The sequence below is a fragment of the Spirosoma harenae genome (genome assembly GCF_054776975.1).
Genome location: NZ_BAAHBD010000054.1, coordinates 85062 through 98293 on the forward strand (window position 1 = coordinate 85062; position 13232 = coordinate 98293).

Annotated in this window: 11 protein-coding genes; 4 read left to right on the forward strand and 7 right to left on the reverse strand. The window is 45.0% G+C overall.

Going from position 1 to position 13232, the window contains the following annotated elements; all coding sequences use genetic code 11:
- Window positions 1-84 precede the first annotated feature (84 nt).
- Together ACYVE4_RS32610 and recA are read left to right on the forward strand one after the other, a co-directional pair.
- Entirely contained in the window at window positions 85-567 is a 483-nt protein-coding gene (locus ACYVE4_RS32610; protein WP_461044616.1) for a hypothetical protein, read from the forward strand.
- 176 nt (window positions 568-743) lie between these two features.
- A complete protein-coding gene (recA, locus tag ACYVE4_RS32615; RefSeq protein WP_461044617.1) occupies window positions 744-1838 on the forward strand; it encodes a recombinase RecA in 1095 nt (364 codons plus the stop codon).
- A gap of 111 nt (window positions 1839-1949) precedes the next feature.
- Here the strand turns inward: recA and ACYVE4_RS32620 are convergent, their stop codons facing one another.
- The 6 genes from ACYVE4_RS32620 to uvrA all read right to left on the reverse strand — a co-directional run bounded on the left by ACYVE4_RS32620 (window position 1950) and on the right by uvrA (window position 9697).
- Window positions 1950-2534, reverse strand: coding sequence for a hypothetical protein (locus ACYVE4_RS32620; RefSeq protein ID WP_461044618.1), 585 nt, complete (start codon window positions 2532-2534; stop codon window positions 1950-1952).
- Between the two features lie 185 nt (window positions 2535-2719).
- Window positions 2720-4006 carry a citrate synthase gene (locus tag ACYVE4_RS32625; protein WP_461044619.1) on the reverse strand — a complete coding sequence of 429 codons (1287 nt, stop codon included), beginning with the start codon at window positions 4004-4006 and terminating at the stop codon, window positions 2720-2722.
- A 152-nt stretch (window positions 4007-4158) separates the two neighbouring features.
- Window positions 4159-5406: a metal-dependent hydrolase family protein gene (locus tag ACYVE4_RS32630; protein ID WP_461044620.1), complete on the reverse strand. Its 1248-nt coding sequence runs from the start codon at window positions 5404-5406 to the stop codon at window positions 4159-4161.
- 62 nt (window positions 5407-5468) lie between these two features.
- Window positions 5469-6284 (reverse strand): endonuclease/exonuclease/phosphatase family protein, encoded by an 816-nt coding sequence (locus ACYVE4_RS32635; RefSeq protein ID WP_461044621.1) that lies wholly within the window; start codon window positions 6282-6284, stop codon window positions 5469-5471.
- 85 nt (window positions 6285-6369) lie between these two features.
- Entirely contained in the window at window positions 6370-6768 is a 399-nt protein-coding gene (locus tag ACYVE4_RS32640) for a hypothetical protein (protein WP_461044622.1), read from the reverse strand.
- Window positions 6769-6826: 58 nt separating this feature from the next.
- Window positions 6827-9697 (reverse strand): excinuclease ABC subunit UvrA, encoded by a 2871-nt coding sequence (gene uvrA, locus ACYVE4_RS32645; RefSeq protein ID WP_461044623.1) that lies wholly within the window; start codon window positions 9695-9697, stop codon window positions 6827-6829.
- Between the two features lie 417 nt (window positions 9698-10114).
- Between uvrA and ACYVE4_RS32650 the strand changes: the two genes are divergently transcribed.
- Both ACYVE4_RS32650 and ACYVE4_RS32655 read left to right on the forward strand, forming a co-directional pair.
- Window positions 10115-11161, forward strand: coding sequence for a ribonucleotide-diphosphate reductase subunit beta (locus ACYVE4_RS32650; protein ID WP_461044624.1), 1047 nt, complete (start codon window positions 10115-10117; stop codon window positions 11159-11161).
- Between the two features lie 140 nt (window positions 11162-11301).
- A complete protein-coding gene (locus ACYVE4_RS32655) occupies window positions 11302-12099 on the forward strand; it encodes an FkbM family methyltransferase (protein ID WP_461044625.1) in 798 nt (265 codons plus the stop codon).
- A 14-nt stretch (window positions 12100-12113) separates the two neighbouring features.
- Here ACYVE4_RS32655 and ACYVE4_RS32660 read toward each other — a convergent pair whose 3' ends face one another.
- On the reverse strand, window positions 12114-13187 hold the full coding sequence (locus ACYVE4_RS32660; protein ID WP_461044626.1) for a glycosyltransferase family 4 protein: 1074 nt from the start codon (window positions 13185-13187) through the stop codon (window positions 12114-12116).
- Between the last annotated feature and the right edge of the window lie 45 nt (window positions 13188-13232).

Here is a 13232-nt window from a genome sequence, read left to right on the forward strand (position 1 = left end):
GGTCTTTAGTATCCCGAACGATAAGTTATCAGAAATTTTTGTCTATTTGTGTGCTCATAAAACGCAACTAAACCAACCATACCTATGCGAGGGCTATTGTATTTTTTATTATTTCTACTCGTTGTTTTTGGCATACTTTACGCACTTACCGGCTGGAGCTATAGTGATGGCGAACGGGCTGGAACGGTTTCGAAATTCAGTCGACGAGGATTTCTTTTTAAGACATATGAAGGTGTCCTGAATGTCGGTGGTTTTTCGGGCGAAACAGGTTCGCTGACTCCCCAATTTTTCGATTTTTCGGTAAAAGATGAAGCCGTAGCCAAGCAGATTACAGACGCCGTTAAAACCGGCCAACGGGTGACATTACACTACGAGGAGAAGATCATAAAATTCCCCTGGAACGGTGAAACCAAGTACTACATTACGGCCGTAGAAGAAGTCGGACCGGCCATGCGTCCGTATGGCGATTCGTCGGCTTATCCGGGTAATCAGCCAGGGCAGCCGCAAACTCCGGCTCAACAGCCAGCCCCTACGCAACAACCAGTAACCGCCGACTCTACTTTATAAGTTTAAAGAATAGTTTTTTCTTAGCTAATATTCTGATAGTGAGTTTGTTGGCGAAATTTTTCTCCCTTGCTTTTTCACGATAAAAAAGCAGGTAAAATCACCTAACTATTTTCTAAATCTGTTTGGTAATACGGCCATTTTTGGGTAATTTTATCTGTTTAAACAACCATCCTAACATGGCAAAATCAGATACGGCGCAAGCCACAGCATCTGCTAATGACAGTAAATTAAAAGCCCTTCAAACCACCATCGAAAAACTGGATAAAGCCTTTGGTAAAGGCACCGTTATGCGACTGAGCGAAAGCAAAGTTGTTGACGTTCCGGTTATCTCGACTGGCTCGCTCGGGCTCGATTTGGCCCTCGGTATCGGCGGAATGCCTCGTGGCCGTATTGTTGAAATTTATGGCCCTGAATCATCAGGTAAAACGACCTTAACGATGCACTGCATCGCCGAAGCACAGAAATCGGGTGGTCTTGCCGCTTTTATCGATGCCGAGCACGCATTCGATCGTGTTTACGCTGAAAAATTAGGCATCGACACAAAAAATCTGCTTATCTCTCAACCCGATAACGGTGAGCAAGCGCTCGAAATCGCTGAGCATCTGATCAGTTCTGGTGCAATTGATATTTGTGTAATTGACTCCGTTGCTGCTCTTGTTCCGAAAGCCGAAATTGAAGGCGAAATGGGCGAAAGCAAAATGGGTCTTCAGGCCCGTCTGATGTCGCAGGCATTGCGGAAATTGACCGGTACGATCAACAAAACAGGTTGCTGCTGTATTTTCATCAACCAGTTACGTGAAAAGATCGGCGTGATGTTCGGTAATCCTGAAACGACAACGGGTGGTAATGCCTTGAAATTCTATTCGTCGGTTCGGTTAGATATTCGCCGTATTGGCCAAATCAAAGAAGGCGCTGACAATGTGGTTGGTAACCGTACGAAAGTGAAAGTTGTCAAAAACAAATTGGCGGCTCCGTTCAAAGTGGTTGAGTTCGACATTATGTATGGCCAGGGCATCTCGAAAGTCGGCGAAGTACTTGACTTAGCTGTTGAGATGGAGATCGTTAAGAAATCGGGTTCGTGGTTCTCCTATGGTGCAAATCGTTTGGCACAAGGCCGTGATGCAGTAAAAGAACTGCTATCGGACAATCCCGAACTGATGGCAGAACTGGAAGGCAAAATCCGGGCGAAAATTGCTGAAGACGATGACGCTTTACTAGATCCAGTACTGGAAGGTACGGACGCTGATGATGAAGGCGAAATTGACGATTAATCAGCAGAATTAATATTAATGAAAAAGGCAGGACATGAATCCTGCCTTTTTCATTTTATGACAAGAAACTGTATAAGATTCTTCCTTCGTCAGTAGGACAAAAATACTGTTTTACAGCTTATAAGTGCCGTTACTCCCTTTAAGTTTGGTCAAAAACTTTCCATTCTTAATCTGAAGAAGGGCAGGAGCGGAGGGGTCTTCCTGTATATCAGGAATCATTCGAACGCTGAAGGTACCTCGAATTTCGCCCGTAAGTGTATCAAAAGATTGAATAGATAATCGGGTTTCGGCATTGATAACGGGCTTGTATGTACCCCAGGGCATTTTTTCGTTTCGAGTTGTAAACGTGCTTCCAATAGTGTCCGTATCACAATACAGCGAGCCATAATCTGCTTTAAATTTGGCCAGATTACACGCACGTTTCGGGATATTTTGTAATGTTAGGGTAGTTAGCTTTTCACCTTCGTCGTCAAATTCTGTAATGGTGATATCAAAGGAATGTTGCGTACAAGGCACACGTGATGAAGCTGAAATACGCGGATTTTGTAACGCTACGCCCTGCCGTGTTCCTGAAATGTCTCCCCAGTAATTAGTCGAATAGGCAGCAGGAACAGGACTAACCAGCGAAGAGACAGGGCCTGTACAATTTAATAATACCAGAAGAAGGGCAATCACTAATTGGTTGATTGGTCGCATAAGATGTTGATAGCCATCATTTTGCTATTACTTATAAGACGGACATGATAAAATCTCGTCACACTCTTATCGAAATGAGGCTATCAAGTTAATCAACTTTAAGGCATAAAAAAACGGCAACTTAATAAGCTGCCGTTTTCAATGAAAAACAATTTTCGATCTATGAGTTAGCTCTTACTTAGGGATTATCGTTTTTCAAGCGGAACAAATTCACGTAGCGTTGCACCAGTATAAATCTGACGTGGACGTCCGATTGGTTCTTTTTGCTCCCGCATCTCTTTCCATTGGGCAATCCAGCCTGGTAAACGACCGATAGCAAACATAACCGTAAACATATTGGTCGGAATGCCGAGAGCACGATAAATAATGCCGGAATAGAAATCGACGTTCGGGTATAATTTGCGTGAGATGAAATATTCGTCGTTAAGAGCCGCTTCTTCCAGCCCTTTGGCAATTTCCAGAACCGGATCGTTGACGCCTAGTTTGGTCAATACGTCATCGGCTGCCTTTTTGATGATTTTGGCGCGTGGATCGAAGTTTTTATAAACGCGGTGACCAAAACCGAAAAGACGGAAACCCGTTGTTTTCGCGTTTTTCGCCATATCGACATACTTGCTCACATCACCACCACCGGCTTTGATCGCTTCCAGCATTTCGATTACTTCCTGGTTTGCACCACCATGCAGCGGCCCCCACAAAGCGCTAATACCTGCCGAAATTGACGAATAAATGTTGGCCTGCGATGAACCCACTAGCCGAACGGTTGACGTAGAACAGTTTTGCTCGTGATCAGCGTGAAGGATAAGTAAAACATTCAACGCTTCTACAACAACCGGATCGATTTTATACTCTTCGACCGGTAACGAGAACATCATATTGAGGAAGTTCGGGATGTAATCAAGCTGGTTTTTAGGGTAGTTCATCGGATGCCCTAACGACCGCTTGTACGACCAGGTTGCAATAGTTGGAAGTTTGGCCAGAAGTCGGATAATGTGCAGATCTGTTTTATCTTCTTCAATACCAGCTTCCAGATCAGGATAAAATGCACTCATTGCGCTCACCAACGACGCTAAAACACCCATTGGATGCGCTTTTACCGGAAAACCATCAAAGATTTTCCGCATATCTTCATTCACCAGCGTATGGCGACGAATGGAGGTTTCGAACTGCGCATATTGATCTTTACTTGGTAACTCCCCATAAATCAACAGGTAAGCTACTTCCAGAAACGACGCTTTAGCCGCTAAATCTTCAATGGCATACCCACGATATTGTAAAATACCTTCTTCACCATCCAAAAACGTAATGGCGCTTTTGGTCGCACCGGTATTTTTGTAACCCCGGTCTAACGTAACGTAGCCGGTCTGATCACGGAGATTCGATATGTCGAAGGCTTTTTCATGTTCAGTTCCCTCCAAAGTTGGGAATGAATAGGACTTACCATCGACTGTTAATTCAGCGGAATTTGCCATAAAAAACAGGGTAGAATGAATTCAAATTCAGTGTTCGGACTGACCGGGCGAAATTAACCCAAAAATCTAAACGACGGATGAAATTGGCGTAAAAAAGCCAGATTACATTTATATTAAGTCGTAACAAGTATATTAGACCATATGTTCTCTGCTCATCGTTTATAGAAAACTCCACCTTTCATAACAGCTCTAATTCGGTGGAGGTCAGTGATCGTTTTTGTGGGGTCTCCTTCTACGGCAACCAGATCAGCTAGTAATCCAGATCGGACCCGTCCGCGATCGGTTAGATGAAATACATCCGCGTTTGTCGCTGTCGCTGAGCGCAATACGTCAATTGGTTTCATGCCATAATCGACCATCATATCAAGTTCACGAGCGTTATCGCCATGACTGAACACGCCGACGTCGCCACCCGCGCACATGGTAACACCTGCGTCTAAAGCTTGCTTAAATACGGTACGTTTGTGTTTGAGTCGTTCTGGTTCCGGGTCTTGTCCTTTTTTCCAGCCCCGATATTGACTAATGGCATCGCCAGCCGCCAGCGTAGGGCAGAGAGCAGTTCCCTGTTTTTTCATGAGTGAAAAAACTTCCGGTGTACCGGCATCGCCATGTTCTACCGTTTCGCAGCCACCCAGAATCGCTCGTCGCATCCCTTCGGCAGTACTTGCATGGGCTACCACGGCTCGACCGCTGCTTTTAGCTACTTCAACGATCAACTTAATTTCATCAATCGTAAACGTAGGACGCGCTTCGGCCATCAATCCCCAGCGATAATCTGCATAGATTTTGATCGCGTCAGCACCCTTTCCAATTTGCCGACGAACGGCTTTAATTAGCGCGTCCTGACCATCAGCTTCTTCGGCACCCTGTGGCACATCAATATCCGGACTGAATCCTTTTGGTGCATAACTGCCTGTAGCGATCAGCGCCCGCGTTACGATTACCATACGCGGACCGGGAATAATCCCCTGATTGATTGCCTGTTTTAATCCAACGTCATCATAATCAGCGCCTTCTGTGCCGAGATCGCGTACAGTTGTAAAACCGGCTAATAATGTTTTTTGCGCATGGACAGTGGCTCGGGCAACGCGTAAAGAACGGGCTTCTTTCAAGACTTGATCGTCCCAAGGTGTTTCGTTGTAGGGATGAAGTAACAGATGCGAGTGACCTTCAATTAGGCCAGGGAGTAACATTGCTCCTTTTAAATCAATCACTTCTGCTCCTTGGGCTGATACAGAAGCGGTTGGGCCGGCAGATTCGATTTTATCACCTTTGACGCGTACAGCCCAACCTTCATGAACCGTTTCGCCATCGAAAACGCGATCAGGCTTGAGCAAATAAGTTGTTTGGGCAAAAAGCGAAATGGGTAAGCAGAGCAGCAGAGCGTATAATTTGTTCATGAAGAAGTGGGGCGATTCTTCTCAAAAATACTCAAAAAGAGGCCAGTTGGCCCCTTTTTGAATTAATAAGTTAATACCGCTACAACAGGCAAGTGATCCGAGGCAACTCGTTCTGGAATCACTCTGTGTTGCACTACCCGAAACGCATCTTTTGGTGCGAACGTAATGAAATCAATCGTTTTGGTCGGCTTCTCTACCGGAATTGTTGGTGGGCAGTTCTGACAACTTGATGTTACTACGCTGGTCAACAAACGAAGTGTTTCGCTATCAGGAGTATCATTGAAATCACCGGCCAGAATAACTGGATTCGTTTCCTGTTTCAATACACGAGCGATTTCTGCGGCCTGTAAATTCCGATTTGTGGACGGCCGCTGTGCATCTAAATGAGTACACGCTACGGTGATCGGCTTGCCATTAGGAAGCGTTATCGTCGCTAGCCCTAAAATACGTGGTTCTCCCTTCGTCGTTGAGTCGGTAGGAATGCGAATTCGACGAAGATTTGTCATTTCGTATTTCGACAGAATAGCAACGCCATAATCTCCGCCATCGTGGTCAATAGATTTGACAAAATAGGATTTTAGACCCGTTTTCGCCCCTAATTCGGCGGCTTCGTCTACGTTTTTGCCAGAGCGCCCAGTATGCACATCAAGTTCTTGGAGCATGACAACATCGGGCTGCTGTGCTCGAATAACAGCGGCAATCGCGTCAAGATCAATCACATTTGGACTTGCTGGTGGATTGGCATGATGAATATTATAACTCATCACCCGAAGTTGATTCTCTTCTGATTTCCCTGATGTGTTCAGCTTTTTTGAGCAAGAACTCGCTAGCCATAAAAAGGCTAGTAGACTAGATAAACTAAATAGAATGGAGCGCATCTGAACGTTATTAGACGACTACAGCAATGATTGCTACTGAGTACTCAAATTTCGAAGATTTATGAAAAGGATGCGTATTACTAAATTACTTTCCTGTCACTGCATCCCATACACCTTTGCCAAAAACTAGCACAACTAATCCTGGAAGCAAAATAGCCCCCGCTCGAAAACCAGCCCCTGTCAGCTTATAAACACCTGTGTTATATTGTGTAAAGCTCTGAAATAAGTAATAGACAGATGCTGCCAAAAGAGCAACCAGTAAAATTATGGCTACCATTTGACTCAATCTGCCAGCAAGCCAGGCAATCAACAAGGATACACCCGTTGCCAGCGCCACAGAGCCTAGCGCTTTAGGGAAGGTTTCAATAGCGCTATAATCAAAAAAGAACACCCCAGCCTGACCAATCAGATTAGGGTGCGCTAAAAGCCAGCCGTCTAATACGACCAGTACAAGCAGCAAAATGTAAAAAAAAGGGTTACGCATAAATCGGTTTTAACAGGTTGTTTTAAGGCCAACGAGTACAAATCAGATTTACGTATTGCTAACCCGCTAATTCCATTTTTAAAAACTTGCCTGTATAGCTTCCCTTTGCCTCGGCCACTTTTTCCGGTGTTCCTTCAGCAATGATGTTACCACCTTTATTACCACCTTCAGGTCCCAGATCAATGAGGTGATCAGAGACTTTAATTACATCCAGATTGTGTTCGATAATCAGGACCGTATTGCCCTTATCGGCCAGTTTATTGAGTACATCAAGTAGGTGCGCAATGTCCTGAAAATGTAGGCCAGTTGTGGGCTCATCTAAAATATACAGTGTCTTACCCGTATCTTTTTTTGACAATTCTTCAGCCAGTTTTACACGTTGTGCTTCTCCGCCGGAAAGTGTTGTCGCGTGTTGACCAAGTGTGATATAGCCTAAACCAACATCATTCAGCGTCTGTACTTTACGAAGGATTTTGGGTTGACTGGCAAAGAAATCCAAGGCCTGTTCAACCGTCATATCGAGCACGTCGGCGATGGATTTTCCTTTAAAACGGACTTCAAGTGTTTCGCGGTTGAAGCGTTTGCCTTTACAGGTTTCGCAAACGACGTGTACATCAGGAAGAAACTCCATTTCGATTTTCTTCATACCTGCGCCTTCACAATCTTCGCATCGTCCACCTTTTACATTGAACGAGAATCGACCGGGTTTATAGCCACGAATTTTGGCTTCGGGCAATTCGGCAAACAATGTTCGGATTTCCGAGAACATACCCGTGTACGTAGCTGGATTTGAGCGGGGAGTCCGGCCAATGGGTGATTGATCGACTTCGATTACTTTATCGAGATGCTCCAGACCTTCGACCGATTTGAATGGGAGCGGCTCGCGCTTCGACTTGTAGAAATGACGGTTCAATACCGGGAATAGCGTTTCATGAATCAGCGAGGATTTACCACTTCCCGATACGCCTGTGATCGTTACCATCCGACCAAGCGGTAATTTTAGCGTGACGTTCTTGAGGTTGTGGCCCGTCGCATTTTTGATAATCAGAAACTTGCCATTGCCTTTGCGTCGCTCGGTTGGTACATCAATAGCCTTTCGACCACTCAGATAATCAGCCGTTGTGCTGCCATTTTTTAGGAATTCATCAGGCGTTCCAATCCCAACAACCTGACCGCCATGCCGACCAGCGCCGGGGCCAATATCGAGAATGAAGTCGGATTCGAGCATCATGTCTTTGTCGTGCTCAACGACCAGAACCGTGTTGCCTAAATCGCGCAGATTTTTCAGCGAATCGATCAATTTGACGTTATCACGTTGGTGAAGGCCAATGCTTGGTTCGTCCATAATGTACAGCACACCAACCAGTTGCGTACCAATCTGCGTAGCGAGTCGAATGCGCTGCGCTTCCCCGCCCGATAAGGTACGTAACGGGCGATCAAGCGTGAGGTAATCCAGGCCTATATCGAGCAGGAAGCCAATACGTTTACGAATTTCTTTCAGGATTTCCTTGGCGATAACATTCTGTCGATCACTCAGTCTGGTTTCCAATCCATCAAACCAGGTAGTTAGCTCGGAAATGTCCATGCGGGCTAATTCCGAAATATTCTTCTGGTCGATTTTGAAATAGAGCGATTCTTTTTTCAGCCGGGCTCCTTCGCATTCGGGGCAGGTTTTCACGACCATGAAATCCTTGAGCCATTCCTGAATTTTCTCGGTACTATTTTCTTGCTGTCGCTTTAGGAAATTGACAATTCCTTCAAACTTGAAACTGTAATAATCCTCGCCCGGATATTTTTTCGACGGAACTGTCGCTGATTCTTCCGTTCCGTACATCAGCGCATAAATCAGGTCGTCAGGAAATTTAGTTAAGGGTGTAGTCAGGTTCAGTTTATATTTCTTCAGAATTGCTTCGATTTCCTTGAAAATCCATAATTCGCGGTATTCGCCCAGAGGTGCAATAGCCCCTCGGCTGATACTCAATGATTTATCTGGAATGACGGATTCTTCCGTAATCTCTTCAACCACGCCTAAACCATTACAAACAGGACAGGCTCCGTACGGCGAGTTGAACGAGAACGTATTCGGCGATGGCTCGTCATAACTGATTCCCGATTCAGGGTCCATCAGATTTTGCGAGAAATAAACCAATTGGCCTGAACCATCGAGCATCTGCATAGCTCCTTTACCTTGCCGAAGCGCCGTTTGCACCGACTGGCTCAGCCGATATCGATCTTCTACTTTAGGTACGAGCCGATCAATTACGATTTCGATATCGTGGATTTTGTAGCGGTCGAGCTGCATTTTTGGCGTAATGTCCTGCACTACACCATCTACACGAACTTTGGTATAACCCGTTTTGGCAATCTGGACGAACAACTCGCGGTAATGCCCTTTACGACCTTTGATGATTGGTGCCAAAAGGGTCAATTTTTGCCCGGCGTATTGTCCTAAAATCGTATCGATAATCTGGTCTTGCGACTGACGTTCCATTTTGCGTCCTGTCACATACGAGAAGGCTTCACCCGCACGGGCATAAAACAGACGCAGAAAGTCGTAAATCTCGGTTGTGGTGCCAACGGTTGAGCGGGGATTCTTTGAAGTCGTTTTCTGCTCGATGGAAATCACTGGACTTAGGCCATTGATTTTGTCCACATCAGGCCGTTCCATATCGCCAATGAATGAGCGGGCATAAGCCGAGAAACTCTCCATGTAGCGCCGTTGGCCTTCAGCGTAAATCGTATCAAACGCAAGCGACGATTTTCCGCTTCCGCTGATGCCGGTTACGACCACCAGCTTATTGCGGGGAATCGTAACATCAATGTTTTTCAGGTTGTGTTCACGGGCGCCGAGCACTTCAATTTGGTCGTATCCCGTCAGGTCAATATCGGTAAGTCCGGACTGTTGATTCAGTGATTTTTCTTGCGTCACGTTGGGAGTGGCTTATTCTAAAAAACAACGTAAAATCGTCAATGGTAGTTTCCGGAAATAGATATGTATTTGTAGAGACGCGACCCTTCGCGTCTCATGGCCAAATAAGCTCAATAGCGTGTGATGAGTGGCAAATTTTATTGTTCAACTGATTGCTGACACCTGTGAGACATGATCCTTCGCTTCTATATATAGAACTATACTATTCCAAGAACTTCATTATTCAGAATAAATATAAATGTCTGATAGTGTTGTTGTTATTAGATTGCATCATTTGTGTAATAGTATTGATTCAGGTTTATCGGCTTGTAGAAGCGGGCGGAAACCTTAATTTTGTTAGAGAGAATTTTCCGTTAATAGATTCGCTCAGTCTAGGCGTATGGCTGAGCGTTGCCGATAAACCGCACATCCGTTATCATGACTCAGAACGACGTAATTGAACCGATTTTAGAAGAAGACAAAGGCCGATTTGTGCTATTCCCCATCAAGCACTGGGATATTTGGGAATACTACAAAACGCATGAAGCGTCGTTCTGGACAGCCGAAGAAATTGACTTAGGGCAGGATATGAAGGACTGGAATAGCCTGAATGATGGCGAACGGCACTTCATTTCCCACGTACTGGCGTTCTTTGCTGCATCGGATGGAATTGTGAACGAAAATCTGGCAGTCAATTTCCTGTCGGAAGTGCAGTATGCCGAAGCGAAATGCTTTTACGGTTTTCAGGTGATGATGGAGAATATCCATTCAGAAACCTATTCGCTGCTGATCGATACGTACATTAAAGATGCCGCCGAAAAAGATCGCTTGCTGAATGCGATCGACACGATTCCCTGCGTCAAGAAAAAAGCCGAGTGGGCTTTGCGCTGGATTGACAACGGTACGTTTGCCGAGCGATTGATTGCCTTTGCTGTCGTAGAAGGTATTTTCTTTTCAGGCTCGTTCTGTTCTATTTACTGGCTTAAAAAGCGTGGTATGATGCCCGGCCTGACATTCTCGAATGAGCTGATCTCGCGCGATGAAGGGCTGCACCGTGATTTCGCCTGTATGCTTTATACCGATCACATTGTCAATAAATTACCTGAAGCGCAGGTGTACGATATTATCAAAAATGCGGTTGAAATTGAGCAGGAATTTGTCGCTGATGCGCTTCCAGTATCGTTGATTGGTATGAATGCTGATCTGATGAAGCAATACATTGCATTCGTGGCTGATCACCTGTTGGTAACGCTTGGTCTGCGCAAAATCTACAACGTGGCTAATCCGTTTGATTTTATGGATATGATTTCGCTACAGGGTAAAACCAATTTCTTCGAGAAGCGGGTAGGGGAATATCAGCGAGGTGAAGTGATGGCGAAATTCAAAGCCGCGAAAGCAGCCTCTCAAAATCCACAAGATGCAGAGGCTGAAGTCGTAAAAGTGGTTGAGGAGCCGAAAGGATTTACTATGGATGCTGATTTCTAAGCTAAATAGCCGACATATAGTGTTTTCTATGAAGTCCCGGTGATAATTCGTCGGGACTTCGTTATTATAGAGCTACAGGTTCGCTGAGTTCAAAATCAAGTGAACCTTCTTACCTTGCGATTTATCTTATCAAGAACACCATGCCAGTAACAGGAATTAATCGCTATTTCAGATTAGCCCACCATATAGCCAATCCCGGCGAATACATCCTACATAAAAGTGATCGCCATAAACGTGACCTCGTTTTTACGACGAAACCGTTTCCGATTCGCTTTCAGGTATCGAAGAACTTATACCTGCTCTTCAAAGAGATTTTTATGGTGGATGTGTACGACATTGATGAGTTGGTCGGTACGTTACCCGCCAAACCGGTCGTAATCGATATTGGCGCGAATGCCGGTTTTTTTGTGATTCAGCTACTGTCGAAAATCAAAGAAGCTACTATTTACGCTTATGAACCTGTCGTACCCAACGTGAAAACGTTCGAGCAAACGCTAGAGCAGAATCCGCAACTCAAGCCAAGTGTGCATATTTTTCCTAAAGCTGTAACCGGGCAACAGATTGATAGTCTGGAGCTTTTTATTGAATCGGATGATCAGAGCCAAGTAGTAGCGTCGGCTATTCCAACATTTCATGAAAATAATCAGCAGAAAATAACTGTGCCATGTATTACGTTCACTGACATTATCCAGAAAAATGATCTGGAAACTATTGATCTGCTAAAGCTGGATTGTGAAGGAAGTGAGTATGATATTATATACAATACTGATCCTGAATTAATTAAGCGCATCGACAAAATGATTGTCGAGGTCCATGACTTGGATGATGATCGAAATAATATCAAGGCGTTTGACCAACATATTCAGTCGTTGGGCTATAAAACCAGCTACTCGCCCATTAATTCATTTTGTTACGCACTTACGGCTACGCGACAATAAACTAGCTGGACTATTTATTTAGCGGCTTTGGGAGCCATTCGTATAACTTCCTGGTAGAGTTTCCAGTAGTCGGCTGCGGCATTTGCCCAACTGAACTTTTGACTTTGTGCACGTAATCGGTCGGGCATCGTGGGGTCATTTTTGAAGGTTTCCATTCCTTGTCGGAACGTTTCGATTACAGTTTCCGAATCAAACGAGGGGAAATAGAAGGCTTCATCTCCGCCAACTTCGGGTAGGCTGGTTAAGGGGGAACTGAAAACGGGCTTGCCAAACGACATGGCTTCAATGACTGGGATACCAAAACCTTCTAGAAGCGAAGGGAACAGAAAAGCTTCGCAATTCGTATAGAACCACCATTTTGTCGATTCGTCGATTGCACCCGGCATCAACAATCGGTCGGCTACGCCCAACTGACGAGCTTGTTCCCAAATCTGCTGACTATATTCCGGTTTATCGGGGCCTGCCAGCACTAGCCAATGGTCAGGGTTGGTGGCTAGCAAGGGTAGCATGGTATGCACATTTTTGTATGCCTGTAACATCCCGATAAAAAATAAAAACGGCCCTGTCGGCTTGACAATGGGAGGGGTCATTGACACAATTTCTGGTCGCTCAACGCCACAATAAATCACCTGAACGGGTGTCGTGGTTGGGACTGTCAATTGCTGCTTTACATCATCGGCTACGTACTTTGAAATGGTAGTTACGGTCGATGCCTGATTTATGCGGGACTGGAATTGGGCTTTCTTTTTCGCTTTTCGCTCGGCAGAGTATTGAGGAAGAGATAAATAATTGAGATCCAGAATCGTATAAATAAATCTGGCTGTACGAGTTGGGTAAAAATGGGAGTTTTGATACGGACAGTGCCAAACATCGTACGACCAGTTTCGCCATAAACGCTGCCATTTACTAGCGATTTTATAATTAACGGAAGGCCCAAAAATGCCCACTTGCTCCTTTGAAACTAAAAAAGTCATTTCCCAATCCGCCGGTTTCTGACGCACTAACTCATGACCTAAATGCAGGCATAGCTGGCCGAGGCCACTATTGAGATTGGACATTTGTTCGACTTCCAGAAACAGATGAGGCATACGTATTTTGGGGAGATAAATCTAAAAATGATTATAAGAATGAGA

What these genes read in the sequence shown, in the direction of transcription:
- ACYVE4_RS32610 (WP_461044616.1), top strand. Translation starts at nt 85, where the DNA reads ATGCGAGGGCTATTGTATTTTTTATTATTTCTACTCGTTGTTTTTGGC.
- recA (WP_461044617.1), top strand. Translation starts at nt 744, where the DNA reads ATGGCAAAATCAGATACGGCGCAAGCCACAGCATCTGCTAATGACAGT.
- ACYVE4_RS32620 (WP_461044618.1), bottom strand. Translation starts at nt 2,534, where the DNA reads ATGCGACCAATCAACCAATTAGTGATTGCCCTTCTTCTGGTATTATTA.
- ACYVE4_RS32625 (WP_461044619.1), bottom strand. Translation starts at nt 4,006, where the DNA reads ATGGCAAATTCCGCTGAATTAACAGTCGATGGTAAGTCCTATTCATTC.
- ACYVE4_RS32630 (WP_461044620.1), bottom strand. Translation starts at nt 5,406, where the DNA reads ATGAACAAATTATACGCTCTGCTGCTCTGCTTACCCATTTCGCTTTTT.
- ACYVE4_RS32635 (WP_461044621.1), bottom strand. Translation starts at nt 6,284, where the DNA reads ATGCGCTCCATTCTATTTAGTTTATCTAGTCTACTAGCCTTTTTATGG.
- ACYVE4_RS32640 (WP_461044622.1), bottom strand. Translation starts at nt 6,768, where the DNA reads ATGCGTAACCCTTTTTTTTACATTTTGCTGCTTGTACTGGTCGTATTA.
- ACYVE4_RS32650 (WP_461044624.1), top strand. Translation starts at nt 10,115, where the DNA reads ATGACTCAGAACGACGTAATTGAACCGATTTTAGAAGAAGACAAAGGC.
- ACYVE4_RS32655 (WP_461044625.1), top strand. Translation starts at nt 11,302, where the DNA reads ATGCCAGTAACAGGAATTAATCGCTATTTCAGATTAGCCCACCATATA.
- ACYVE4_RS32660 (WP_461044626.1), bottom strand. Translation starts at nt 13,187, where the DNA reads ATGCCTCATCTGTTTCTGGAAGTCGAACAAATGTCCAATCTCAATAGT.